General features: G+C 67.6%; 25 protein-coding genes. 9 read left to right on the top strand and 16 right to left on the bottom strand.

Annotated elements, in window-relative coordinates:
* Nucleotides 1–9: 9 nt before the first annotated feature.
* Nucleotides 10–1,887: a Glu-tRNA(Gln) amidotransferase subunit GatE gene (gatE, locus tag EAF64_RS10185; RefSeq protein WP_129068874.1), complete on the bottom strand. Its 1,878-nt coding sequence runs from the start codon at nt 1,885–1,887 to the stop codon at nt 10–12.
* A gap of 144 nt (nt 1,888–2,031) precedes the next feature.
* Here gatE and EAF64_RS10180 point away from each other — a divergent pair, with 144 nt between their 5' ends.
* Nucleotides 2,032–2,604 carry an SCP2 sterol-binding domain-containing protein gene (locus EAF64_RS10180; RefSeq protein ID WP_129068873.1) on the top strand — a complete coding sequence of 191 codons (573 nt, stop codon included), beginning with the start codon at nt 2,032–2,034 and terminating at the stop codon, nt 2,602–2,604.
* Here EAF64_RS10180 and EAF64_RS10175 read toward each other — a convergent pair.
* Both EAF64_RS10175 and EAF64_RS10170 read right to left on the bottom strand, forming a co-directional pair.
* Nucleotides 2,601–3,209 carry a hypothetical protein gene (locus EAF64_RS10175; RefSeq protein ID WP_129068872.1) on the bottom strand — a complete coding sequence of 203 codons (609 nt, stop codon included), beginning with the start codon at nt 3,207–3,209 and terminating at the stop codon, nt 2,601–2,603. The genes EAF64_RS10180 and EAF64_RS10175 overlap by 4 nt on opposite strands.
* A gap of 43 nt (nt 3,210–3,252) precedes the next feature.
* Nucleotides 3,253–5,013, bottom strand: coding sequence for a sensor histidine kinase (locus EAF64_RS10170; RefSeq protein ID WP_129068871.1), 1,761 nt, complete (start codon nt 5,011–5,013; stop codon nt 3,253–3,255).
* 242 nt (nt 5,014–5,255) lie between these two features.
* On the opposite strand from EAF64_RS10170, the gene EAF64_RS10165 reads away from it, so the two are divergent.
* The gene (locus EAF64_RS10165) at nt 5,256–6,056 is read left to right on the top strand and encodes a hypothetical protein (protein WP_129068870.1); all 801 of its coding nucleotides are present in this window, start codon (nt 5,256–5,258) and stop codon (nt 6,054–6,056) included.
* A gap of 84 nt (nt 6,057–6,140) precedes the next feature.
* Here the strand turns inward: EAF64_RS10165 and EAF64_RS10160 are convergent, their stop codons facing one another.
* The 5 genes from EAF64_RS10160 to EAF64_RS10140 form a co-directional block, all read right to left on the bottom strand.
* Complete coding sequence (locus tag EAF64_RS10160) at nt 6,141–7,553, bottom strand: class II fumarate hydratase (RefSeq protein WP_129068869.1); 1,413 nt, start codon at nt 7,551–7,553, stop codon at nt 6,141–6,143.
* A gap of 63 nt (nt 7,554–7,616) precedes the next feature.
* A complete protein-coding gene (locus EAF64_RS10155) occupies nt 7,617–9,206 on the bottom strand; it encodes a PH domain-containing protein (protein ID WP_129068868.1) in 1,590 nt (529 codons plus the stop codon).
* A complete protein-coding gene (locus EAF64_RS10150; protein ID WP_129068867.1) occupies nt 9,203–9,664 on the bottom strand; it encodes a PH domain-containing protein in 462 nt (153 codons plus the stop codon). Before EAF64_RS10150 ends, EAF64_RS10155 begins: the two co-directional genes overlap by 4 nt.
* Before the next feature lie 59 nt (nt 9,665–9,723).
* Entirely contained in the window at nt 9,724–10,704 is a 981-nt protein-coding gene (gene fen / locus EAF64_RS10145; RefSeq protein ID WP_129068866.1) for a flap endonuclease-1, read from the bottom strand.
* A 45-nt stretch (nt 10,705–10,749) separates the two neighbouring features.
* Entirely contained in the window at nt 10,750–11,289 is a 540-nt protein-coding gene (locus tag EAF64_RS10140) for a GNAT family N-acetyltransferase (RefSeq protein WP_129068865.1), read from the bottom strand.
* A 72-nt stretch (nt 11,290–11,361) separates the two neighbouring features.
* Here EAF64_RS10140 and EAF64_RS10135 point away from each other — a divergent pair, with 72 nt between their 5' ends.
* Nucleotides 11,362–11,943, top strand: coding sequence for a class I SAM-dependent methyltransferase (locus EAF64_RS10135; protein ID WP_129068864.1), 582 nt, complete (start codon nt 11,362–11,364; stop codon nt 11,941–11,943).
* A gap of 47 nt (nt 11,944–11,990) precedes the next feature.
* On the top strand, nt 11,991–12,425 hold the full coding sequence (locus EAF64_RS10130) for a DUF3054 domain-containing protein (RefSeq protein ID WP_129068863.1): 435 nt from the start codon (nt 11,991–11,993) through the stop codon (nt 12,423–12,425).
* Here the strand turns inward: EAF64_RS10130 and EAF64_RS10125 are convergent.
* Complete coding sequence (locus tag EAF64_RS10125; protein ID WP_129069147.1) at nt 12,391–13,629, bottom strand: MFS transporter; 1,239 nt, start codon at nt 13,627–13,629, stop codon at nt 12,391–12,393. The two genes, EAF64_RS10130 and EAF64_RS10125, sit on opposite strands and share 35 nt — an antisense overlap.
* 177 nt (nt 13,630–13,806) lie before the next feature.
* Nucleotides 13,807–13,971 (bottom strand): DUF7331 family protein, encoded by a 165-nt coding sequence (locus EAF64_RS20970; RefSeq protein WP_193767643.1) that lies wholly within the window; start codon nt 13,969–13,971, stop codon nt 13,807–13,809.
* Nucleotides 13,972–14,351: 380 nt separating this feature from the next.
* Between EAF64_RS20970 and EAF64_RS10120 the strand changes: the two genes are divergently transcribed.
* Together EAF64_RS10120 and EAF64_RS10115 are read left to right on the top strand one after the other, a co-directional pair.
* Nucleotides 14,352–14,579: a hypothetical protein gene (locus EAF64_RS10120; RefSeq protein ID WP_129068862.1), complete on the top strand. Its 228-nt coding sequence runs from the start codon at nt 14,352–14,354 to the stop codon at nt 14,577–14,579.
* A 121-nt stretch (nt 14,580–14,700) separates the two neighbouring features.
* A complete protein-coding gene (locus EAF64_RS10115; protein ID WP_129068861.1) occupies nt 14,701–15,708 on the top strand; it encodes an ornithine cyclodeaminase family protein in 1,008 nt (335 codons plus the stop codon).
* A 16-nt stretch (nt 15,709–15,724) separates the two neighbouring features.
* Here the strand turns inward: EAF64_RS10115 and EAF64_RS10110 are convergent, their stop codons facing one another.
* The 6 genes from EAF64_RS10110 to EAF64_RS10085 form a co-directional block, all read right to left on the bottom strand.
* Complete coding sequence (locus EAF64_RS10110) at nt 15,725–15,925, bottom strand: hypothetical protein (RefSeq protein ID WP_129068860.1); 201 nt, start codon at nt 15,923–15,925, stop codon at nt 15,725–15,727.
* Between the two features lie 31 nt (nt 15,926–15,956).
* Nucleotides 15,957–17,009 (bottom strand): presenilin family intramembrane aspartyl protease PSH, encoded by a 1,053-nt coding sequence (locus tag EAF64_RS10105; RefSeq protein WP_129068859.1) that lies wholly within the window; start codon nt 17,007–17,009, stop codon nt 15,957–15,959.
* A gap of 228 nt (nt 17,010–17,237) precedes the next feature.
* A complete protein-coding gene (locus EAF64_RS10100) occupies nt 17,238–18,266 on the bottom strand; it encodes a hypothetical protein (RefSeq protein WP_129068858.1) in 1,029 nt (342 codons plus the stop codon).
* Nucleotides 18,267–18,449: 183 nt separating this feature from the next.
* Entirely contained in the window at nt 18,450–18,677 is a 228-nt protein-coding gene (locus EAF64_RS10095) for an H/ACA ribonucleoprotein complex subunit GAR1 (RefSeq protein WP_129068857.1), read from the bottom strand.
* A gap of 2 nt (nt 18,678–18,679) precedes the next feature.
* Entirely contained in the window at nt 18,680–18,958 is a 279-nt protein-coding gene (gene srp19, locus EAF64_RS10090; protein ID WP_129068856.1) for a signal recognition particle subunit SRP19, read from the bottom strand.
* A 46-nt stretch (nt 18,959–19,004) separates the two neighbouring features.
* Nucleotides 19,005–20,126: a PGF-CTERM-anchored ABC transporter substrate-binding protein gene (locus tag EAF64_RS10085; protein WP_193767642.1), complete on the bottom strand. Its 1,122-nt coding sequence runs from the start codon at nt 20,124–20,126 to the stop codon at nt 19,005–19,007.
* Nucleotides 20,127–20,187: 61 nt separating this feature from the next.
* On the opposite strand from EAF64_RS10085, the gene btuC reads away from it, so the two are divergent.
* The 3 genes from btuC (at nt 20,188) to EAF64_RS21390 (ending at nt 23,300) form a co-directional block, all read left to right on the top strand.
* The gene (btuC, locus tag EAF64_RS10080; RefSeq protein WP_129068854.1) at nt 20,188–21,288 is read left to right on the top strand and encodes a vitamin B12 ABC transporter permease BtuC; all 1,101 of its coding nucleotides are present in this window, start codon (nt 20,188–20,190) and stop codon (nt 21,286–21,288) included.
* Nucleotides 21,285–22,514: a heme ABC transporter ATP-binding protein gene (locus tag EAF64_RS10075; RefSeq protein ID WP_129068853.1), complete on the top strand. Its 1,230-nt coding sequence runs from the start codon at nt 21,285–21,287 to the stop codon at nt 22,512–22,514. Before btuC ends, EAF64_RS10075 begins: the two co-directional genes overlap by 4 nt.
* Before the next feature lie 81 nt (nt 22,515–22,595).
* Complete coding sequence (locus EAF64_RS21390) at nt 22,596–23,300, top strand: DUF5518 domain-containing protein (RefSeq protein WP_227738937.1); 705 nt, start codon at nt 22,596–22,598, stop codon at nt 23,298–23,300.

The following is a 23,300-nucleotide window of genomic DNA, read 5'->3' as shown; positions in this document are numbered from 1 at the left end:
ACGGGTGTCTCAGGCTCGCTTCTGGATCTCCTCACGAAGCACTTCGCTCACGAGGTCGCCGTCGGCCTGTCCGCGCAGGGCACCCATACACTCACCCATCAGCCCGGAGAAGGCCTGCATCCCCTCGTCTTCGACCTGGTCGGCGTTGCGCTCGACGACCTCGACGACGGCCTCCCGCACTTCGTCCTCGGCGGCACTGCCCAGGTCCTCCTGTTGGGCGGCCTCGGCCGCGGAGAGTTCGGGGTTCTCCGCGAGCGCGGTCAGGAGGTCCGGCACGCCCTCCTTGGCGACTTCGTCGTCGGCTAGCAGGTCGAACACGCCCAGGAAGTGGTCGTCGGTCAGGTTCTCGACCGGCACGTCGTCCCGACGGAGTTCGGTCACGTCGGACTCGACCGTGCGGGCCGCGAGGTTCGCGTCCACGCCCGTCTCGACGGCCGCCTCGAACAGTTCCCAGCGACGGCCGTAGGCCACCTGTTCGGCCACGCCCTCGCCGAGTCCGTGCTCCTCGACGTAGCGCTCGACCTTCTCGGTGAGCAACTCGGGCGTCTCCACCTCCTCGGGATCGGGTTCGACCGGCGGCACGTCCGTCTCGGGGTACATCCGCGCCGCACCCGGGAGCGGCCGGAGGTAGCGCGAGGTCCCGTCCTCGTTGGCGTCCCGGGTCTCCTCGGGCACGCCGTCCATCGCCGTCTCGGCGCGCTCGGCGACGGCCTCGATCGCCAACTCGGCCGTCTCGGGGTCGTCCGCGACGATGGCCACCGCGTCCGCCGGGCCGGCGCCGACGGCCTCGCGGAGCGAGTCGACTTCGGCCTCGGTGACACCGTAGGCCGGCAGTTCGTCGGTGTGGAAGATGCCGCCCGCGCCGTGGCGCTTGGCGTGATCGGAGAACTCGGTCCCGAGCCGGCGGTCGGGCTGGATCTCCCGGCCAACCAGGCCGTCGAATCCCTCCAGCAGGACCGCCTGCACGACGCCGCCCGACGAGAGCGCGCCGCCGATGACACCCGAATCGGTGTCCTCGAACACGTCGGTCACGTCCTGCGGTTCGCCCACAGCGGCGTCGCGTTCGGCCAGTTCGTCGGCGATGTCGACGAGTTCGACCTGTCGGCGGACCTCGTTGCGCACCAGGTCGTCGATGTCGTCGAGGCTCTGGACGCCTTTCATTTCGATGCGCGCGCCGTCGGCGATGGAGACGTTCACGTCCTGGCGGATCGTGCCCAGACCGCGCTTGACGTGGCCGGTCGAGCGCAGGAGCATCCCGATCCGCTTTGCCGCCTCCTTGGCCTGTTCGGGCGAGCGGATGTCGGGTTTCGTCCCGATCTCGACCAGCGGAATCCCCAGTCGGTCGAGGCTGAACCGCACGCCCGAGTCGGTCTCTTCGACGCGCTGGCAGGACTCCTCTTCCAGCAGCATGTCCTCGATGCCGACCGGGCCCTCGGAAGTCTCGATCCGGCCGTCGTTGGCGACCATCATCGATCGCTGGAAGCCCGTGGTGTTCGAGCCGTCGACGACGATCTTGCGCATGACGTTGACCTGATCGACCACCTGCATGTCGAGGAGCTGGGCGATCTCCAGGCTCGTCGCGAGTGCCTCTTCGTCGACGCGGTGTGGCGGTTCGTCGTCCTCCTCGACCAGACAGGTCGTGTCGTAGGCCAGGTACTCGAATTCGCGTTCGACCTGGCTCTCTTCGAGGGCGGCCTCGTCGATCTCGCCCAGTTCGGACTTGGTGGGGTGGAGGTAGCGGGTGAACCGCCGCGTGGACTCCTCGGGTTCGCGAATTTCGGTCGGACAGGCACAGAACAGCTTGGTCTCGGTGTCGAGTTGCTGGTGGATCTCCAGGCCGGCCACCAGCCCCAGTTCCTCGTAGTCGAAGGCGTCCGCGTCAGTCATTGCCCGAACCTGCGAGGCCGGCGGTCAAAAAACGCACCCTTCCGGTCAGTTCGTACCCGACCGGCCGTCCCGTGGCCAGCCCACGCATAAATCGCCTCGGAACCGACGAGACACACACTTTCCGGTCGGTCGTGAACCGAAACCGTGACCGACACCGAGGAACTCGCCGACGAGGTCGAACGCGTACTGGAACTGCCGACAGACGAACTCACAGAGGAACTGCCCGCAGTACTGGACGACCTCGACGGCGAGGTCGAGCTGCTGGCCCTGGAGAACCCACTGCTACTCTCCGACGTGATCGACCGCGTCGGCGACGTGGACGTGGCCGAATTCGCCACGGAGAACCCCGAGACGGTCGATCAGTTCCAGGAACTCCAGTGGCAGGGCGTCGAACTCTTGGCCCAGTTCAGCCCCGACGTGCAACAGTCGATCGACGAAGACACGACGGTGAACTTCGAGGCGACCGACGCGCCGATGGCCAGCCACCTCGAACTCGACGCCGACGCGGGGACGGTCTCGGGCGGGGCAGGACTGGCCGAGACCCCCGACCTCGAAATCCGCGGGCCGGCAAACACCCTGACCGCGCTGACGACCGGCCAGCTCGACCCGGTCTCGGGTTACGAGGACGGCCAGTTCGAGATGGACGGCTCCGAGGCCACGGGCGACCAGCTGGCGACGACGATGGGAAAACTCGCTGAGAAACTGCCGGACAACTAGAAGGGCGCGCGGTAGATCCGGAACGTACAGCCACAGTAGTTCTCGCCGGGGCACTCCGGACAGTCCCGGCCCTCGCCGTAGTACTCCTCGTACTCGGCGATCAACTCGCCGTAGGTCTCGACCAGTTCGAGGTTCGCCACGTTGTTCTCCCGGACCCAGGCGACGGCGATGGCCTCGTCGACCCGTTCGTCGTCGACGAACGTCTCGCCGATAGCCCGCAGACCCAGTTCCGTCCCGAGCCGCCGGTCGCGGGCGCTGGGCTTCACGACCAGCGACTTGAACATCCCGACGGGGCAGTCCTCACGGTCGAACAACTCTTCGACCGGGACCTGCAACTCGGCGTCGAGTTCCTCGTAGGTGTGGACGCAGGTCAGGGTAAAACCGAGTACTTCCCGCCCGATTTCGGCGTCGTCCTGTGTCCCGAGCTCCCGATAGGCCACCTCGCCACCATCGGCGAGGGCGACCCAGAGGTGTCGGTCGGAGAGGTCGATCTGCCGCCGGAGGTCGTCCGCAGTCCACATCCCCTTCAGGAGTGCCGCGTCGCTGAGTTCGACGATCTGTTCGACAGCCGGCCCGTGTGTCGACGTCTGCGTTTGATCCGTCACTCGTACCCACCTACCTGCGATTTCTTCACGGGACTCTGCAGACTTAATTTTTCCCCGACTGCTGACCGTTCGATTCGGGGCCGACACTGGCGCGGCCGTCGTCCGCCCGGGACTGTTCGGTCCGGGGGAGCGAGACGGCGACTGCGCCGCCGTGGTCCGTCTCCGGGAACGAGACGGTGCCGCCGGACAACTCGGCGATCCACTTGACGATCCACAGCCCCAGTCCGCTCCCGTGTTCCAGCGCCGTCTCGTAGCCCTGTTCCAGCGCGGTCACGTCGGCTTCCGGGATTCCAGGCCCGTTGTCGACGACGAGCAGGCGGACCCATCCGTGGCCGTCGCGCTCGTAGGTGTCGACGGTCACCCGGAGCCAGGGGTTCTCGTCGTCGTTGTGCTCGCAGGCGTTCTCGACCAGCTGGCTCACCGCCGTCGGGAACGACTCGACGGCCAGCGCGGACGCGTCCTCCGGGACGGCCGTCTCCGCGTCGACTTCCGGGTACTCCTCGGTCACCTCCCCGACGGCGTCGGTGACGACCGTCGGCAGGTCGTGTACGGTCCGGGTCTCGTCCCCGTGTTCGAGGACGGTGGCGATCTCCCGTGCCTGATCGCTCAGGTCGGACAGTTCCCAGGACTGGGCGAGGATACGGTCGGCAGCCGTCGCGACCTCCGTGTCGTCGGCCTGCTGGCTGATCACCTGTGCGTACCCGATGACGCCCGCCGTCCCGTTGCGGAGGTTGTGCCGGAGGACGCGCATCAGGACGTTCAACCGCTGTTCGCGCCGTCGCTGACTGGTCACGTCCCGGAGGCTCACCAGACGGCCGGCGACCAGCCCGTGCGCACGGCGGAGTCGAGCGACGCGCACGTCGAAGTCGCGCTCGATCCCGTCGACGGCGATCCGGACCGACCCGGGCTCCTCGGTGTCGCCCTCGCGCAACTCGGCGTCCAGTTCGGGCAGGACCGACGAGAGCGGTTCACCCACGATCGACCCCCGCCCGACGAGACGCCTGGCGGATGGGTTCGCGTCGACGATCCGGTCGTCGGCGTCCAGAACGAACACGCGGTCTTCCATCTCGGTGATGAGTTCCTCCCGGGCGATCTCCTTGGCGATCGGGACGATCTCCAGCAACCGCTGGCGGAAGATCGCGACCGCGAGGACGACACCGGTGAACACGAAGCCGACGTTCGTCTCGACCCCCGCGGGCAAGAGCCCGAGCAACCAGAGGGCGTTCGCGGCCAGCGGGCCACAGACCGCCAGCAACAGCGCGACGCTCTGGTCGCGATAGAGTCGTTCAGTGTTGACGACCAGCCGCGTGAGCAGGATCGCCCCCGTCAGAAACAGCAGGTAGGTGTAGGCTATGTGCGCCTCGAACAGCGGGCCCGGATCGTACCGAAGCACCTGTTGCCCTCCAGCCGCCTCGAGCGTCGGATTCGACCGGAGCAACGGGGCCGGATCGAGTACCCAGATCGCGGCCGTGAACGCCGCCGGTTCCGCCAGCAACGCCGGGACGCTCCGCCGGTTGACCCACTCCTCGTGACCCGTGTACACCACCGCGAACCAGAGCCAGCACAGGACCGCCAGGGGCGCGAGTGACATCTGGAGGCGGCTCAACACCAACTTGCCCTCGATCCCCGAGACCGGGACCGCGACCAGATCGAGCGCCGACCACAGGCTGGCAGCCCCCATCAACGCCGCCAGCGGCACTGCGCCGGCGACGCGCCGGTTCCGGAGCGAGAACACTGTCACGCCGACCCCCAGGACCGTCGACAGCACCGTCAACACCGCGTGCGGACTCAACCACCAGACCATGTCGGTCTGTGCACGTGTTCGACGCCCGACCTGAAAAGTATTACCCGGATGATACTTGTCACTCTAAATGATTAATCTACTGGACGATCCGGGAGCGATGTCCGCCAGCCCCGCCCCGGCTGCGCCCGTCCACCGGCTGAAACTGACCCGAACGCAGGCGGCCCTCGCCGTCGTCCGGACGACTGCCACGAACGCAACCAGTCGCCAGTGGTTATTTTTACACAGAAAAATCTGAAAGTACTGTGGCAGATCCGAACGAAACCGATCGGGGATCGGACGTCTTCCCGGAGGAGTACTCGGACTACTGGGCGATCGTCCAGGGAATCCACAGCGAGGTGCGTTCCGACGCGGTCACACTCCGGAAACGGAAGGAGAAATCCGAGACGACAAAACACGTCACGTACGGCCGCAGCGAACTGGCGAAGAAACTGGCGGACGCACACGCCGCCGCGCGGTCGAGGACCAAATCGAACGCGAAGTTCGCCGGCGTCGAGGTCACGGTCGGCGAGATCGAGACGGCTCTGCGGAACCCGTCGTCGTACGACTCGTCCGAGGACTGGATGGCCTGGGCCGGCGTCCACGAGGGTCGCTGGTACGACACGCACAACGGCAAGGTCTGCGAGGACGACGCGACCTGGTACCGACCGGAGACGGAGTCCGCGTCGGAGTTCCCCGCGGACACGCTCCACCAGGACGCCCACTTCGAGGAACCGAAACCGGACGGCCGGAAAGGGTGGAACGAGTCGAACCCGGAGGCCGACTTCGTCTGGGGATGGGATCCCAAGCAGAAAGACCCGCGAACGCTGGAGTACGACGACGGCTACGTCGGCACCCACGTCGGCTCCCCCTTCTCGAAGGGCGAGGCCAGTTGTATCGTCTGTCTCACGCCACAGGTGGCCTTCGTCGAGGTCGTCGAGCCACATCCGGACCTGCCGCGACGCCTCCGGACGAGCGCGACACCGGACGGCTGGGACTGGGGGTACGGCCAGTGGAGCGTCAAGCTCCGCGACGGGATGTTGACGCCCGGTGGGGGCGAGAAGTGAGTTCCCGGTCGGTCGGAGGGCTCCGCTTGCTCGCGGCTCCTGCGTCGCGGCTCGCGCGCTTGGCGGGTTCGCTTCCCTCGCCCGCTACTCGTCGGCCGACAGGATGCCGGTCTCGGTCATCTTCATCGGGTCGAGCACGTCGTCGACCTCGTCCTCGTCGAGATACCCCTCTTCGAGGACGACTTCTCGGATCGTCTTCCCATCGGCGAGAGCTTTCTTCGCGACCTTGCTGGCCTTGTCGTAGCCGATGGCCGGGTTGAGGGCGGTCGCCAGCGCCATGCTCTGCTGGACGCGCTCCTCGCAGTGCTCGGCGTCGGCTTCCAGCTTGTGGACGAACTTCTCGCCGAAGGCCTCGCTGGCGTTGGCGAGCAGTTTCGCGGACTGTAGGAAGTTGTGCGCGAGCACCGGCTTGTAGAGGTTGAGGTCGATCTGACCCTCGGCCGCGCCGGCCGAGACCGCGGCGTCGTTGCCGACGACCTGCTTGTGGACCTGGTTGACCGCCTCGGCCACCACGGGATTGATCTTCCCGGGCATGATCGACGAGCCGGGCTGGTTCTCGGGCTGGTCGATCTCACCGAGCCCGTTGCGCGGGCCCGACGCCAGCAGGCGCAGGTCGTTGGCGATCTTGTTGAGCGAGCCCGCGATGGTTCGCAGGGCACCGTGGGCCTCGGACATAGCGTCGTGGGCGGCCTGTGCCTCGAAGTGGTTGTCGGCCTCGCGGAACTCCAGACCGGTCTCCTCGCTCATGTACTCGGCGGCGAGTTCGGGGAAGTCCGGGTGGGTGTTCAGGCCCGTCCCGACGGCGGTGCCGCCGAGCGCGAGTTCGCCGAGGTGGTGTCGCGTGTCCTCGGCCCGGGTGATGCCCTTCTCGACTTGTGCGCGGTAGCCGCCGAACTCCTGGCCCAGCGTGACGGGCGTGGCGTCCTGGAGGTGGGTCCGGCCGGTCTTGACGACGTCGGCGAACTCCTCCTCTTTGGCTTCGAGTTCGTCGCGCAGGACCTCCAGTCCGGGGATCAGGTCCTTCTGGACGGCTTCTAGGGCGGCGACGTGCATCGCGGTGGGAATCACGTCGTTGCTGGACTGACCGAAGTTCACGTGATCGTTGGGGTGGATCTCGCGAGTACCGATCTCGCCGCCGTAGATCTCGGTCGCGCGGTTGGCGATGACCTCGTTTGCGTTCATGTTCGAGGAGGTCCCGGAACCGGTCTGGAACACGTCCACGGGGAACTGGTCGTCGTGCTCGCCGGCGATGACCTCGTCGGCGGCCTCGATGATGCAGTCGGCCTTGTCCTCGGGGACGGTGCCGAGGTCCTCGTTGGCCTGAGCGGCGGCCTTCTTGACGATCCCGAGCGCGCGAACGAACCGACGGCCGAAGGTCACGTCGGAGATGGGGAAGTTCTCCACGGCACGCTGTGTCTGTGCGCCCCAGTAGGCGTCCGCCGGCACCTGCATTTCGCCGAGACTGTCCCGCTCCGTACGGTAGTCCTCGTCAGTCATGATCGTCCGACTCTCCGTCCGGAACGGTCCTAAAAGCACACGGTCCGGACCGAGCACCGCCCGTCAGTCGCCACCGTGGAGACTCGCCTGCAACCGGTCGCGGTTGAGTTCGTAGAGATCGCTCGCCGCGTCGGCCTCGATGTCGTAGGCGGTGGCGTCCTGCCGGCCCAGTAGCGACGCGGTGGCGGTGTCGGCAGTCAGGTGGGCCAGGTCGAGTCGGCGCTGGAAGACGGTCCGCTGGCGGATCACCGTCTGGAGCCGGTAGTAGGGGACGATCCGTGTCTTCCGTGTCCAGAAGCCGTCCCGGACGACGAAGTGATCCTCGCCCACGCAGTAGCCGCGGTGTTTCCACTTCAGGTGGGCGGCCGGCGGCACACCCACCAACAGAACGAGCGGCAGATACCAGAGACCGAACGCGGGGACGGCGACGGAGAGCCCGAACGTCAGCGCCGTCAAGCCGAGGACGACCAGCCCGTACCGAACCGCGTAGCGTCGGCGCGCCCGTCGCGGCGAGCGGGTGAAGGACAACTCGTCGAACGGTTCGAGTTCCCGCGCCAGCGCGAGCGTGCGCTCCCGGTCGGCCAGCGGAATCGCGGACTGGGGCCCCTGCTCGCTCTGACCGGGGCTGTAGCCGGCGGTCTCGACGGTGAATCCGGCGTAACCCAGCGCGCGCATCAGGACGTTCTCCTGGATCGTCAGGGTCTGAATCTTGTCGGTCGGGATCGACCCGCTGTAGCGCTGGAGCAGGCCCCGCTCGTACACCAGATCCTCGCCCTGCCGGCCGAGCGTGAACCCGTAGTACTGCAGGAACGTGACGACGCTGCTGACCGCCCACATCGTCACGACACCGAACGCGACGGCGAGCAGGCCGACCAGGATCGCCAGATCCGGCGTCCCAGTCAGCGCGTCGACCGGCGCCTCGATCCCCGTGACGCTCGCGAACAGGCCGACGAGGAGGTCCTCCACGATGGGAAAGCCAAAGAGGAGGAAGGCGACGGATGCGAGCTGGAAGGAGGTGAGCGCGAGGACGAGCAGCTCCGCCGACCCGAGCTCGAACAGCGTCGCCTCGGGCTGGAGGTCACCCTCACGGGAGAGGCGGTCCGCGACCGCCTCGGGGTCGGCGTGGCGGGTCTCGGACGGGGCGGTCGCCTCGACCGTCGCCTCCTCGGATGTCTCGGCGGTTTCGGCTTCGGCGGCTTCTTCGCGGGCGCGTGCCCTGCGGTCGCGAATCTCGCGCTGGAGCCGGCGGGCCTCGTCGGCGGCGACGAAGTTCAGCGTCGCTTCGGTCTGGGAGCCACCCGCAGTCTCGATCTGGACGATGGCGACGCCGACGATCCGGTGGAAGAGGCTCTCGGTCACGTCGACGTTCTGGATGCGTCGGTAGGGAATCTCGCGTTCCTGCCGGCCGATCACACCCGAGTACACGTCGAAGGTGTCCGGCGTGAGCGTGTACTCGAAGCGGTAGTAGTAGGCGACGCCGTACGCGACGCCGACGGCGAACAGGAGGACGAACAGTCCGGCGATCAGGCCGAACGAACCCAGCAGTTCCGGGGCCGCCACCTGTCCGATCGCGGTCACGAAGAACGCGAACGAGGCGGCGACCAGTCCCCGCTGGAGGCTGCGCGTGACCGCACTCAGCGGGTGGAGTTTCATACTGCGTCCTCCGGTTCGCTCTCGATGGCCAGGTCCCGGAGCCGGTTGCGAAGCTCGCGGGCCTGGTCGGGCTTCAGGCCGGGAATCGTCACGTCGGCACCTCTGGAGCCGGCCGTGTAGACGACGACCTGACCGAGGCCGAGCAGACGGTCCAGCGGGCCGCGCTGGGTGTCGACGTGCTGGACCCGGACGTACGGCACGGCCGTCTCGACCTTCGTGACGACGCCGCGTTCCAGTTCCAGCGCGTCGTCGTCGAGCCGGTAACCCCAACTGCGGTACAGCGCCTGGATGTACACCACCTCGAGGGTGGCGAGAGCCACCGCGACGCCCGGCCCGAGCAACGGCGAGAATCCGAGGACGAACCGGTCTATCGCATAGACGATTGCGCCCAGAATCGCCACGACGACGAGGGCGACGATACCCCAACGCACTCGGACGCGCGACTGGAGGGCGTTCATACCCCGTCAGTTCGGCGGCGCACCCGAAAACGTTCCGGAACCCGACACACTGCTGCCGGTCACGTCCACCGATCGAGCCCGGTCTGGACCGTCGCCTCCGCGATCCGCTCGAAGCCGCGCTCGACCTCGTCGGCCGCGACACCCCACTCCTCGACGACGAACGCCTTCGCCGCGTCGACGTCCGGTTCGATCCCGGCGTCGAACGCCACGTCGTCGGTCACGGGCGGATCGAGGAAGAGACTCCTGATGCGGTCGACGTTCTCGACGTACACGTCGCGGGCCTCGAAGACGCCCCAGATGTCGCCGTGTTCCCGGACCGTCTTCACCGCCGTCTTGGGGCCGATGCCGGTGACGCCCTCGTTGAAGTCGGTCCCACAGAGGATGCCCACGTCGACCAGTTGCTCCCAGGTGAGGTCGTGTTCGTCGAGGGTCGCGTCGAGGTCCATACACTCGGGGTCGCCCTTCGAGGTGAGTTGCCGGAGGGTCATCGGCGAGCCAAAGAGGAGGGCGTCGTAGTCCTCGGTGCCCGCGTAGTCCACGGTTCCAGAGCGCGCCATCCGGGCGGCCTGGGCCTCGCCCTCGGCGGGGGCGTCGACGACGGGAACGTCGAGCAGAGCCAGCAGTTCCCGGGTCGTGTCGACGATGGTGTCGGTGAGCCGCTGGGTGCGAGACTCCAGCTTGGCGACCTCGACGGAATCGCCCTCCTCGCGGGCTTGCTCCAGCTGTTCCTCGTACCTCTCGCGCTGTTCGCGGCGCTTCTGCACTTCGTCCTCTTTGAGATCCGTCACCCCGCCGTCGAAGACGAAGACGGGCGTCACGTCGTGTTCGAGGAACTTCGGGAGGCCCTGCACGACGCCGATGAGGTTGGCGACCTCCTCGCCGTCGGCGGTGGTGTACGCCGAGTCACGGGTGAACTTCACCGTCGTCGTCAGATAGCGGTACAGCCAGTTGTGGGCGTCGACGGCGACGACCGATCCCGCGAGATCGTCGTAGGCGACGGTATCGATGACCGCGAGATCGCGCAGATCTGCGTTTCCCATTACCCCGTGGTAGCGGCGGCCACCGCTTGAATCTCCCGACCCGGATCAGGCGTCGTCGGCGGGGACCAACGGAATCGTCGCCGGCGGGTCACTCCCCTCGCGCTCGCGCAGGAACACCCGTTCCGCATCCGAGAGGTCCCGCTCGCGGTACACGTCGAGCCCGGCCTGGTAGGACTCCCGGGTCCGCTCGCCGGGACAGGTCATGACGAGTTCGGCGATACCGGTCTCGTCGCCGGTGAAGGCGAAGCCGGCTTTCGACAGCGCCTCGAACGCGAAGGGGTTGTTGACAGCGATCTGTATCCGGTCGTACCCGCGATCGCGGGCGTGTTCGGCGGCGAACCGGCAGAGTCGCGGGCCGATCCCCTCACCGCGGCGGTCCTCGCGGACGGTGACGTAGCGCAACCAGAGGGTGTCGGCGTCGGTGCGGTCCTCGTTGAACGCGACGGCGGCGACGGTCTCGTCGTCGTCCCGGACCACCGCCTTGCCGGTCGCCGACATGACGAACTTCCCGGCGTAGCTGAACTGTCGGTAGTCCAGCCGGAAGGTCGGCCCGTCCGGGGGCCACCCCAGCAACGCGTACTCCATGACTGCTCCAACGGGCGGCACCCGCTTTAGTTCGGGGGAACGACTGAGGGGGTCGGGCCCGACGGTCCTGGTATGGCGTCCGACACCCGTACCGGCGACGTGGCGATCTTCGACCGGATCGCGCGGCTGTACGATCTGAAGCCGGCGACTCGCCGGAAGAAACTCGCGCCCGCGCTGGCGATGGCCGACCGCGACGTAGAGCGGGTCCTCGACGTCGGTGGCGGCACGGGACAGGGCGTCCGCGCGCTGAACGTGCCGACGGGCGTCGTCGTCGACGCCGCGCCGGGGATGCTCGCGGAGGCTCGTGACCACGGCGTCGCCGGGGTTCGCGGGGACGCCAGTCGTCTCCCCGTCGGCGACGAGTCGGTCGACGCCGTGTTGATCCTCGACGCACTGCACCACATGGCCACCCCTCGGGCCGTCCTCGGGGAGGCGGCCCGCGTCCTCAGACCCGGGGGCGTGCTGGTCTGTCTGGAGTTCGATCCCACGACGGTCCTGGGGCGGGGCCTGGTCACCGCGGAGCACGCGTTCGGGTTCGATTCGCAGTTTTTCACTGCGGGCGACCTGGCCGCGATGGTTCGAGCGGTGGGCCTCTCGGCGTCGATCCCCCGGACCGGGTTCGAGTACACCGTCGTCGGCGTCAAACGGTTCTGAGGGTCGAAGTCGGGACACACAAGTCCGCCCGGACCGAACGCCGGGGCATGACCGCGCTCGACTGGGTCCGGAGTCGTGTCGATCCGACCGCCACGACGGGGCTCGTTCTCGCCGGCGACCTGCTGGCCATCGCCGTGTTCATCGTGATGGGTGAGATCAGTCACGACTACCCGCTGCTCTCCGTGCGGGTCCTCGGAACGTACGCGCAGTTCCTACTCGGGTGGCTGGCCGTCGCGATTCCAGTGGGCGTGTACGCGGCGGACTACCGGCGCGATCTGACGCGCTCGACGGCACTCGTCGTGGGCGCGTGGCTCGGTGCCGACGTGGTGGCCCAGGGCCTGCGCTCGACGGCGATCTTCCCGGGCAACGCGGCGCTGACGTTCGGGATCGTCGCGTTCCTCGTCGGCGGCGTCCTGCTTCTGACCTGGCGGTTGACCTTCGCCCTCGTCACGTCCCGGCGGCAGTCGACGGCGCCCGCGTGACGAGGTAGGCCCCGAGGCCGGCGGCGAGGACCGCCAGGCCCGCGAGGACGAGGAACAACTGCTGGGGGGCGAAGAAGGTCAGCATCGTCCCGGCCAGCGTCGCACCCAGCGCACCCACGCCGAACACGCCGAGGTAGGTGAATCCGTAGGAGAGGCCTCGAGTTCCGGCCGGGGTGTACTCCGCGACGCTGGCCTGGTAGAACGGCTGGATGAAAAACAGAAAAAGGCCCAGTAGTGCCGAGACGACCAGCAGGGCCGGCAGGCCGAGCGCGGCCGCGGGCAGGAAGAGCACGGTGACGACGGCTAACGCGACGAAGCCGGCGAGAATACCGATCTCCGGACGACCGCGGTCGGTGAGCTTCCCGGCGACGAACTGCCCGCCGACGCCGACCATCAGGAGGCCGACGTAGACGTAGCGGCTGGGTTGGAGGGTGCGACCGCCGAACTCCACCGGAGCGAGCGCGGCGATCTGCAGGTTGTCCAGCAGTTCCGGCAGGAAGGTCAGCACGCCCCGGTAGTACAGCCCCGAACAGAGCGTCACGGCGAAGACGACGACGAAGGCGCCAGCGAACAGGTGCCGCGACTGGGCGAGGAAGTCGCCGAGGGAGTCGACGCCGCCCCCGGCGCGGCCGTCGCCGTGGTCGGCACCGCCGTCGGCGGCCGCCACGGCCGCGCGCTCGTCGATGTCCGCCCGGAAGGCGTAGAGAGCGGCGAACGCGGCGGGCAAGGCCAGGACGGCGACGACGACGCGCCAGTCGAACGCGAGGAGCAGGAGGATCGTCAGGAGCGGACCGACGGCGATCCCGAGGTTACCGGCCATCCCGTGGTAGGCGAAGGCGCTGCCGCGCTGTTCGACGCCGCGGCTGATGAGCGAGAGGCCGGAGGGGTGATAGACGCTGGCGGCGACGCCCCAGACGGCCATCGCCAGGCCGATCACTGCCGGCGTCGGCGAGATGGCCAGCAGGAGGAACGACGCGCCCATCCCGACCAGACAGCCCGTGATGAGGACGCGGGCGTCGATACGGTCGACGAGGACGCCGCTCGGGAGTGCGCCGAGGCCGAACAGCGCGAACCCGACGGTCACGAGTGCGCCGATCGTCGCCTCGTTGACCGGGAACTGTGCGAGGCCGACGTCGATGACCGAGAACTCGGTGAGCCAGATGGGGATCAAAACCGGGATCGATAGCTCGTAGGTGTGGACCATCGCGTGAGCGACCGTCACGAGACCGACGATCGATCGGTCGTTACTGTTCACGCGACACGGGTTCGACGTTGATCCGCTTCAACGCGTCGATTGCCCGATTCGGCCACTGGTCACGCCCGGCCGCCGCTCACGGTATCGAGAGAAACGTGTGTACGGGCCTTCCCCCTACGGTCGGCCTCAGCACTCTTCGTCGACCGGAATCGACACGCTGGACTGAATCCATGCCTGGTGGTTCTCCCGGTCGTAGATGACGAACTCGTCTTCGCCGATGTTGAGTTCGGCGCACTGTGGCTGCTGGGAGTCGCCTGCTTCGTCGTCGGTGTCCGTGTTGTGGATGCTCATGTGTGACCTCGGCGGCGTTGCCGCCCTCGTCCGCCTCGATGCGAACTTTCCCGCACGTCCTCATAAGGCCTTGCTCTAAATTATCAATCAATATAATGGTATATACTCGAAGAGGGGCGAAAAGGAATAATATTTTCAGCAGTAAAAATTGGGCTGGTACGCGATCAGAAGCAGTGGGGGCTCGGATTCTACCGCGTTCATAAACGACCCAAGACAGATGCCCTGCCGCTGTCCTGTGGTTTCGGGCTCATAAGTTATGCGTTGGATACGTATGGATCACTCGAGAACTTCAGAATAAATACCTCGTGCCTACAACAGATACTATGCAGTGCCTACGGGACAACACTTATTACCCCATCTGTCCTGTATTAGTACAAGTTATGACGGGATACTACGACTACGTTCTCGGTCTCATTCCGGTGTCAGTTGCAGGAATCAGCACGGCCCTTCTCGCTGCTGGATTGACACTCACGGTCGCCGTTCCGGTCGCTCTCCTGTTCGCGATCGGCCTGATCGGTCACGCGATGTTCGTCAACGCTCCGGTCGACGACGTGACGGCGACCGCCCCGGCGGCTTCGCAGGATAGCCCGCAGTTCTCCGCCGACTGAAGTCGTTCTCTCCGTCCCGGACCTCCCGTTCTCGGTTCTTCGGTCCGCGTTTCGTCGTCCTCACGGTTCTCCCATCGCTCCTTCCAGCACACCTATGAGTGGGTCGTCCGAACGGGCGGGCATGACGACACACAAGGAGGCACTGTTCCTGCGGAGCGACGAACTCGCCGGACTCGCCGAGCCGGCCGAATACGTCGATTCGGTTCGCGAGGGGTACCGCCAGCGCGGCGAGGGCGCACCCGCCGAACCCCGGACCAAGCTCCCGAACGCCGACCCGCCGGGCTTTTTTACCGGGTATCTCGCCATCCTGCCCGACACGGGTGCGATGGGGACGTACACCTACGGTGCCGGCTTCGGGGCCCAGGACGCCCACTTCATGCTCTCGCTGTTCGACGCCGAGAGCGGCGAGCCGCTGGCGCTCATGGACGGTGCGAGCATGAACCCGTTCAAGACCGGTGCGGTCGGCGCGGTCGGTATCGACGCGCTCGCCCGCGAGGACGCCTCGACGCTGTCGATCATCGGGAGTGGCGCGCAGGCCCGCGGCCAGCTTCGCGCCGCGACTACCGTCCGTGACTTCGACCGGATCGACGTGTACTCCCCGACCAAGGAACACCGCGAGAACTTCGCGGCGGAGATGAACGACGCGCTCGACGCCACCGTCGCCGCGGTCGCATCCAGCGCGGCCGCCGTCGAGGGCTCGGACGTGGTCGTCACCGCGACCAACGCCTCACAGCCGGTGTTCGACGGCGACCTGCTGGAGGAGGGGACCCACGTCACCGCGATGGGACAGTACGACGCCGACGTACGCGAAGTCGACGCCGAGACCGTCGAGCGAGCCACCTACGTCCCCGACCTCCGCGCTCGCACCGAGACCGACGCCGGCGCGTTCATCCAGGCCCGTGAGGAGGGCGTCGTCGGCGACGATCACGTCCACGCGGAACTGGGCGAAGTCGTCGCCGGTGTCGAACCCGGCCGGACCAGCGACGACGAGATCACGCTGTTCGACAGCGGCGGGACGGCCATCGAGACCGTCGCCGCTGCGCACATGCTCTACGAGCGGGCCGTCGAGCGTGACCTCGGCGAGCCCCTGGAGTTCGCCCCGGCCAGTCAGGCGCTCACCGGGAAGTGAGCCGTCGTCGGGCCGGTCAGCCCAGCCGCCGGGCCAGTTCGTACGCCACCGTCGCGGGGGCCGAGACCCACAACACGACGAACCCGACCGTCTCCGGGGACGGCTCACCTGGCCGCAGTGCCGCGTAGAAGAAGAGCGAACCAGTCGCCAGCACCATCACGATCGTCGCGACGTATGACGGATCGGTCCACGAACTCGGGAACTCGCGGGCGGACATGGCCGGCGGTTCCGCCGCCGGGCGGAAAAAGTTAGAGGAAGCCCGCGAGACCGAGCGCCTGCAACAGTGGAAGCCCGCTGACCAGTGCGGCGACGAGGTAGCCGCCGATGACGCCCCCGTTGAGCAGTGGCAGACCCGCGTGGGCGCGCCCTTCCAGCACCATCCGCAACAACAGCGCCAGTCCCAGGAAGGTGCCGACCATCGCGCCGAGGGCAGTGACCGGAATCACCAGCCCCAGCGCGCCGACGGTCGGCACCGACGCCGGTGCGAAGAAGGCCGCGCTGGCGACGAGGACGGTGGGAATCACCGCGTCCCCGAGGCCGATGAACAGCGCGTCACGGTCCATCGGTTCCCCGTCGATGGCGTCCGCGCCTCCGTCGTCCTCACCGTCCGCTCCGTCGACTTCTGCCTCGCTCACGGGCTCGCCGCCGTTGGCCGCAGCGTCGCCGTCGACCTCGCCGGTGGGGTCGGGCGTCTCCGCGGAGAGAAACGAGTACGAGAGCGTGAGGGGGACGACCAGTACCACCGGGACTTTGAGGTCCATCACGCCGGAGGCCAGCGTCAACATGTGTTCGGTGCCGTAGACGCTGATGGCGTCGTAGATGGCCAGCACAGATAGCAGGAGGATCGCCGGCAAGAGGCCGAAACTGATCCCGAACAGTCCGGCTGCGCCGGCACCCATGACGACGCCGGAGGCGTCGATGACGTACCACTCCGGGTACAGCAGGAGGGCGGCACCGAGCGCGAGCGCGGCCCCCACCGCCAGGAGATTGAATCCCGCGTAGGTGACGACGCTCGGGACGACGACGCTGAAGACGTACCACGAGAGGTAGACGCCGGCGAAGACGACGAACCCACGGATGAGCTGGTCGACGTCCAGCTTGATCGCCAGCAGCATCAGGCCCGTCGCCACGAGGATCGCCGCCACGTAGACGAGGGTGTTCGTCGGGTCACTCGGGTCCTCGACGGCCTGATAGCCGGCCGCCTCGAACGGCTGGACCAGCGCCAGCGCCCCCAGCTGCACGAGCAGAAAGATCAGTCCGATGAATGCGCTCGCGACGAGCGCCCGCGTTCGCTGCTCCATATCGACCCCACGCCCGTCTCCCGTTTCAGGATTGCGAAGGAATCGTCGAACTCCGGACTACGAGTGATTTCACCAGTCGGCGGTGAACTGACTGCACACCCGTGCGTACGAACCGAGCAAAACTGGCTGCACTCGGCTCCGCAGGACTGCAGGAGATCGGTTCACCGATGGCGAGGCCAGTGGCCACGGAAGCGACGCGAGCGCAACCACCCGACACGGAAAAGGTGGCTACCCGTAGATGTCGGCGGTGGCGACCTCGCCCGTGACGAGGACGACACGACCGTTCTGAGACGCCGAGATACGGGAGAAATCGTCGAACAATTCGATGTCCCTGTACGCGTCCACCGACTCCATGTCCACGCTCGCGGGTTCGTCGAACAGGAACACCTCCCTGGTCTCCATCGTCTCGCCGCGGACCGTGTCGGCGTAGCCGTACCCGACTTGCCCTTCGAAGAGACCGGATTCGAGAGCAGTTTCGGTGACTCGCTCCGACGTGCTGCCACCGAGAAACGTCCCACTGCCGAGTACGCCCGTGATGGTCGCCATGTCCTCGCCCTGGGTCGTATACCGATCGGTTTCACCCGCCTTCGCGTCGATGAGTGACTCGACGTTGGCGGTCGAGTCCATCTCTGCACTGGACCCCGAGAGCACGACTCCATCAGCCAGTGCCACCGTTCCGTCCAGCTCACCGCCGTAATAGAGCGTGTAGGCCCCGCGACGTTCCGTGGACACGCCGGACCTGTCCCCGTTTGCCCCCTCGGAGTCCGAAACCGTGATCGAGTCGGTGAACTCCTCCTCGACGTCCCCGCGGGAAAAACTCCCGAGAATGACGTTCCACTGCCCACCCGAGCCGCTCATCGGCCGGAGGTTGATCAGCGTGGAACTATCCGCGAGGCCGATACCGAACTGTGCGAACTCGTCGGAGCTGACGTTCGACCGAAGTTGACCGAACACGTCCGGGTCCATCTCGGTTCGCACCGACCTGAGCCGCTCGTAGTCAACAGTGCTGAAGGAGTAGTGGTCTCGTCCCGCGAACGCGTTGGGAGAGACCAGCCACTCCTGGTACTCGGTCGACGCAGTCGCGTCTGCCTGTGGAGACGCACTGTCTGCGTCCGCCGTCGAATCACGGCCGTCATCGGTGTCCGTGGTGCCCGTCGTGGCACCACGGTCGTCAGTATCGGAACCGCTGCACCCGGCGATGGCTACGAGCCCGGAACTCCCCACGAGTTTGATCGCTCGTCGACGTCGTCGATCCATGTTAGAATGTTCAAAGAGACTGGCATATCGATTGGCATCGACACAACACTTGCTCGTATATTTCAATAATCTTTGGCTATTTGTACGAATAGTACTACATTTATCATTGGCTGATAGATCGAACACTCTGCCAACCTGTCGATCCGCGAGAGAGCCAGTTGCGGTCCGATCCCGTGGCGGTACTCACCGCGCGTACAGCGCCGACCCCAAGAGCGTGGGCAGCCGAACTCCCTCGTCGGCCGAGACGGCCACGTATGGCTGGTCGACGGGCCCGAACACGTCCACGACCCGGCCGATCTCGTCCAGGTTCTCGTCGACGACGGGCGTGCCGAAGTCGGGGTGGCCGTCGTCGGGTGAGCGGACCACGGCGAGACCCTGCGCGGTGCGGACGACCTCGCCGACGCGTTGCATGCTCACGAGCGGATCACGTCGAGATAGGCCGCGACTGCCCCGAGCAGGTCGCTTTTCGTCGCGTCGTCGGCGTCCTTGACGAGGACGCGACCGCGGGGTTCGAACTCCCGGGAGTACTGTTTGTCGCGTTCGATGACGGCGTCGTAGCCCACCTGCTGGACCGCCTGTGCGATCTCGTCGACGGTCGGCTCGTCGACCGCTTGCTCCAGATTGACCCGTCGACCCTCGGCGCGGGTCAACTCCGCGTCGAGAAACGCGGGCCAGATGACGTTCTCCACCATACCCGCCTCTGACCGGCCCGTCGGTAAGGACTTTTCCGTCCAGCCTTCAGAGCCGCCGCCCGACCAGCAGCGCCGCCGCGGCCACGGCCAGCACGGCGATCGCCCCCACCGTGACACCGAAGCCCGGTCCGCTCGCCGCCGTCTCCTCGGCGGTCGCCCGGTTCGGCGTCGGCACGTCTGACTGGTTGACCGTCCGATTGGCCTCCGCCAGCCCCTCGGGGTACCAGGTCTTCGCGAGTTGTGTCACCGGGATCGCCACTCGAGGCCCAGGCTGGTTGATGTAGCTGTAATCGAGCGCGATGGTCTGGTTTCGCTGGAACGCGGTCGTGTCGTTGTACGGGGTTCCCCCGGCAACGGTGTAGTCGTCGGGGTAGACGATCCACTCTGGGTTCCGGTCGATCACGAGCTCGTCGCTGAGTTCCTTGTACCCCTCCAGTCCGGCCTCGGCGGCGACGTTCTCCCCGCCTGCGGCTTCGATTGCGTCGTGGATGTGGGTTCCCGTGCCGGTCGTGAAGCCGAAGAAGGTGTACAGAACCGACGGACCGTCGCTCGCGTTCGCCTGGGCGGCCCGTGCGCGCTCGACAGTGAGCCGGAACTCGTCGGCCTCCTCGCGGGCCGACTCACAGGAGCCGATCAGCCGGCCGACCGTCTCGACGTTCCGCGCGATTCCGTCCAGCGACTCCACGCCGGCGAAGTGATACACCGTCAGTCCGGCCTCCCGGAGCGACGCGACCGTCTCCGGATCGGAGACGTTCGCCGCCAGCACCAGATCGGGGTTGGTGCCGACGACTCTCTCGACGGTCCCCTCACCGCTCACGTCGGCCTTTCCGGACCGACCGTCGAGGTACGACGTGTACTGGGTCACCGGCATCCCGACGACCCGGTCCTGGGCGTCGATCTCCCAGAGGATCTGGGCGTCGCTGGGCTGGAGCGCGACGATCCGCTCCGGTCGCTCGTCGATCGTGACCTCGGTTCCCGTCACGTCCGTCCGCGTGACCGGGAACTCGCAACTGCTCTGTGCCACGGCTGCCTGCTGTCCGGCGGCCGGATCGACGGCCGACTGCTCGCCCGGCGATCCATCGACCGCTCCACCGGCCACCGCGCCGGTCGCCGCGAGTCCGCCGGCGACCAGCACCACCGCCGCGAGAACGAGTGTGCGTGTGTTCATTCGGATCAGGCTCTGTCGGTATCCAATAAGTATTTGCCTACTCCAATCCAGCTTGAAGACTATGCACACGGGCGTCCGGACCGTCTGGTGGTCGGTCGGGCTGTCCGTCCTCCTCGTGGGGGTCGTCCTCGCGAGCGCGACAATCGGACCGGTCGCCATCGACGCCGTCACCGTCGCGAAGGCCGCGCTCAACGCCGTTGCGATCCCCGTCGGTGTCTCGGTGACCGTCGAATCCGCCGGCGCGTTCGGCGCGTCGGTTCCCGTTCCGGTGCCGGACGTATCCTACTACTACCCGCTCTCGCTGTCGGTCCCGACGACCGCCGAGACCATCGTCCGGCAGGTGCGGCTCCCCCGGATCGTGCTGGCGGCCGTCGTGGGGTTCTCGCTGTCCGCGGCTGGCGCGGTCATGCAAGGGTTCTTCCGGAACCCGATGGCCGACCCGTCGATCATCGGCGTCTCTTCGGGGGCGGCCGTCGGCGCCGTCGCGACCATCGCTTTCCCGCTGGCGATCCCCTTCGGGCTCCAGACCGCCGCCTTCGTCGGCGCGCTCGCCGCCGCTTTCGGCGTCTACGCCATCGCCAGCGAGGGCGGACGGACGCCGGTCGCCACGTTACTTCTCGCAGGGGTCGCCGTCCAGACGTTGCTCGGCGCGGCCGTCTCCTACATGCTGTTGCAGGCCGGGCAGAGCCTCCGGGAGGCCGTCTACTGGCTGATGGGCCAGCTCTCCGGATCGTCGTGGGCCGAGGTCGAGGTGACCCTGCCTCTCGCCCTGCTCGCGTTCGCGGTCCTCTACGCCTACACTCGGGACCTGAACGTCCTCCTGCTCGGTGAGGCCGACGCGCACACGCTCGGTATCGAGGTCGAACGCACCAAGCGGATCCTGCTCGCGGTCGCCAGCGTCATCACGGCCGCGGCGGTGTCGGTCGCGGGCGTCATCGGCTTCGTCGGGCTGATCGTTCCCCACGTCATGCGGTTGCTCGTCGGCCCGGACCACCGCATCCTGCTCCCGACGAGCGCGCTCGCCGGTGGGGCCTTCCTCGTCGCCGCCGATACGGTCGCCCGCGCCGGCCCCGCCGAGGTCCCCGTCGGCATCGTCACCGCCGCGCTGGGTGCGCCCTTCTTCCTCTACCTGCTTCGCAACCGGGAGGTGCACGCGCTGTGATCGACGGTGAGGGTCTGACGGTCGCCCGCGGCGGCGTCACCGTCTTCGAGGACGTATCCCTCTCCGTCGACGAGGGGGAGTTCGTCGCCCTCGTCGGCCCCAACGGCGCGGGCAAAACGACGCTCCTGCAAGTGATCAACGGCGTCCTCACGCCCGAGTCCGGGACCGTCGAGGTCGACGGCCGCCCGGTCACCGACTGCTCGGCTCGGGAACGGGGCCGACTGGTCGCGACCGTCCCCCAGGACACCCACGTCGGCTTCGACTTCTCCGTCGCGGACATCGTGGCGATGGGCCGGACGCCCTACCACACTCGCTTCGGCCGGACCGACCGCGAGGCCGACCAGCGGTCGGTTCGACGCGCGCTGGACCGGACCGACACGGCCCGATTCGCCGACCGCCCGGTCGACGAAGTGAGCGGCGGCGAGCGCCAGCGCGTCCTGCTCGCTCGCGCGCTCGCACAGGACACGCCCGCCCTCGTGCTCGACGAACCGACTGCCAGTCTGGACGTGAACCACCAGGTCGAGACCCTCTCGCTCGTCTCGGACCTCGCTGCCTCCGGGAAGGCGGCGGTCGCGGCGATCCACGACCTCGATCTCGCCGCGCGATTCTGTGACCGGATCGTCCTGCTCGCCGACGGCCGGGTGCTGGCCGAGGGCGCACCGGACGAGGTGCTCGACGCCACGTCGCTGGGCGCGGCCTTCGACGCGGACGCCGCCGTGACGACCCATCCCACGACGGGAACCCCGTCGGTGACGGCTCTCGGCGAACCTCGGGATCGCGATCTGACGGTCCACGTCGTCGGGACCGGCCGAACCGCTGGGCGCGTCCTCACCCGCCTCCACGACGCTGGCGCGACCGTCACCGTCGGCCCGCTTCCGGAGGGTGACTTCGCCGCCGAGACCGCCCGCGCCCGCAACCTGGAGACTGTGACGGCCCCACCCTTCGGCACGCTCGATAGTGCAGTCCGGGACCGCGTGTGCACGCTCCGGGACGAGGCGGACGTCCTCGTCGCGGCCGACCCGCCAGCGGCCGACGGGATCGCGACCCTCCTCGACGCACGATTGCCGGTCGTCGCCGTCGACGGCACGAGTGGAGCCGACGCCGAAGCCAGTGGCCGGACCCCAGCGGTTCGGCCTCAGCAGACGACCCGGGTCGTCTCACCGGGGGACGTCCTCGGAGCCGTGGTCACCGTCGCGCCCGAGCGAGAACTCCCCGCGGACGACTGATCCGGCGACGCGGCTCGTCGCTGTTTCAGTGTCAGCAACAGTCACTGCTAGTTTATGTCCTCAGTCAGCGTACATTTAGCTATGTCTTCAGTATCCACATCCCAGGACATCGGACCTGGTACCGTCAGCCGCACCGTCGACTGGGCGGTCACGATCGTGACGATCCTCGCGGGCCTGCTGTTCGCGGCGGGCGGGGCTGCGCTCTACGCCGCGGCCGACCGGAGCTGGATCGCCGCGGCCGTCGCGGAGGGCACCGTTCGCTCGGACGGCCTGACCGACGCGCAACTCGTCGACGCGATCTACGGGCTCGCGTGGTGGGGCGGCATCGGCCTCGCGGTCACGGGCCTGCTGTTCGTGGTCGCAGGGATCGCGTTCATGATCTACCGCACCCGCTGGCACCGCCGCCGCGCCGAGAGTGGCGAGGCCGGCCCGGACACGACCACCAACGCCGTGATCGGTGCGGTCGTCACCGTCGTGACTTCGTTCGTCCCGTTCTCGCCCGTGCTGGGCGGTGCGGTCGCGGGCTACCTCGGCCGTGCAGACGGGAGCACCGGCGTCCGCGTCGGCGCGTACTCGGGGCTGGTCACCGCCATCCCGGTGATCGTCCTCTTCGCGTTCCTGATCGGCGGGGCCGCGGTCGTCGGTGCCGAGATCGGCGTCGGTCTCGGGGCCGTTGCCATCGCTCTCGTCTTGATGTTCGCGCTCCTCGTCACCGTCCTCACCGTCGTCGGACTCTCGGCGCTGGGCGGGTACCTCGGCGTCGAACTGTCGGAGCGGTCGGCCTGA

This window comes from Halorientalis pallida (genome assembly GCF_004118325.1).
Classification (GTDB): domain Archaea; phylum Halobacteriota; class Halobacteria; order Halobacteriales; family Haloarculaceae; genus Halorientalis; species Halorientalis pallida.
The sequence above is the reverse complement of the archived record's forward strand: the minus strand, read 5'-3'. Positions and strand labels throughout refer to the sequence as shown.

Excerpts from the sequence above, each read along its gene's own strand:
- gatE (WP_129068874.1), bottom strand. The coding sequence starts at position 1,887 with ATGACTGACGCGGACGCCTTCGACTACGAGGAACTGGGGCTGGTGGCC.
- EAF64_RS10170 (WP_129068871.1), bottom strand. The coding sequence starts at position 5,013 with ATGGTCTGGTGGTTGAGTCCGCACGCGGTGTTGACGGTGCTGTCGACG.
- EAF64_RS10160 (WP_129068869.1), bottom strand. The coding sequence starts at position 7,553 with ATGACTGACGAGGACTACCGTACGGAGCGGGACAGTCTCGGCGAAATG.
- EAF64_RS10155 (WP_129068868.1), bottom strand. The coding sequence starts at position 9,206 with ATGAAACTCCACCCGCTGAGTGCGGTCACGCGCAGCCTCCAGCGGGGA.
- EAF64_RS10150 (WP_129068867.1), bottom strand. The coding sequence starts at position 9,664 with ATGAACGCCCTCCAGTCGCGCGTCCGAGTGCGTTGGGGTATCGTCGCC.
- fen (WP_129068866.1), bottom strand. The coding sequence starts at position 10,704 with ATGGGAAACGCAGATCTGCGCGATCTCGCGGTCATCGATACCGTCGCC.
- EAF64_RS10140 (WP_129068865.1), bottom strand. The coding sequence starts at position 11,289 with ATGGAGTACGCGTTGCTGGGGTGGCCCCCGGACGGGCCGACCTTCCGG.
- EAF64_RS10135 (WP_129068864.1), top strand. The coding sequence starts at position 11,362 with ATGGCGTCCGACACCCGTACCGGCGACGTGGCGATCTTCGACCGGATC.
- EAF64_RS10130 (WP_129068863.1), top strand. The coding sequence starts at position 11,991 with ATGACCGCGCTCGACTGGGTCCGGAGTCGTGTCGATCCGACCGCCACG.
- EAF64_RS10125 (WP_129069147.1), bottom strand. The coding sequence starts at position 13,629 with ATGGTCCACACCTACGAGCTATCGATCCCGGTTTTGATCCCCATCTGG.
- EAF64_RS20970 (WP_193767643.1), bottom strand. The coding sequence starts at position 13,971 with ATGAGCATCCACAACACGGACACCGACGACGAAGCAGGCGACTCCCAG.
- EAF64_RS10120 (WP_129068862.1), top strand. The coding sequence starts at position 14,352 with ATGACGGGATACTACGACTACGTTCTCGGTCTCATTCCGGTGTCAGTT.
- EAF64_RS10115 (WP_129068861.1), top strand. The coding sequence starts at position 14,701 with ATGACGACACACAAGGAGGCACTGTTCCTGCGGAGCGACGAACTCGCC.
- EAF64_RS10110 (WP_129068860.1), bottom strand. The coding sequence starts at position 15,925 with ATGTCCGCCCGCGAGTTCCCGAGTTCGTGGACCGATCCGTCATACGTC.
- EAF64_RS10105 (WP_129068859.1), bottom strand. The coding sequence starts at position 17,009 with ATGGAGCAGCGAACGCGGGCGCTCGTCGCGAGCGCATTCATCGGACTG.
- EAF64_RS10100 (WP_129068858.1), bottom strand. The coding sequence starts at position 18,266 with ATGGATCGACGACGTCGACGAGCGATCAAACTCGTGGGGAGTTCCGGG.
- EAF64_RS10095 (WP_129068857.1), bottom strand. The coding sequence starts at position 18,677 with ATGCAACGCGTCGGCGAGGTCGTCCGCACCGCGCAGGGTCTCGCCGTG.
- srp19 (WP_129068856.1), bottom strand. The coding sequence starts at position 18,958 with ATGGTGGAGAACGTCATCTGGCCCGCGTTTCTCGACGCGGAGTTGACC.
- EAF64_RS10085 (WP_193767642.1), bottom strand. The coding sequence starts at position 20,126 with ATGAACACACGCACACTCGTTCTCGCGGCGGTGGTGCTGGTCGCCGGC.
- btuC (WP_129068854.1), top strand. The coding sequence starts at position 20,188 with ATGCACACGGGCGTCCGGACCGTCTGGTGGTCGGTCGGGCTGTCCGTC.
- EAF64_RS21390 (WP_227738937.1), top strand. The coding sequence starts at position 22,596 with ATGTCTTCAGTATCCACATCCCAGGACATCGGACCTGGTACCGTCAGC.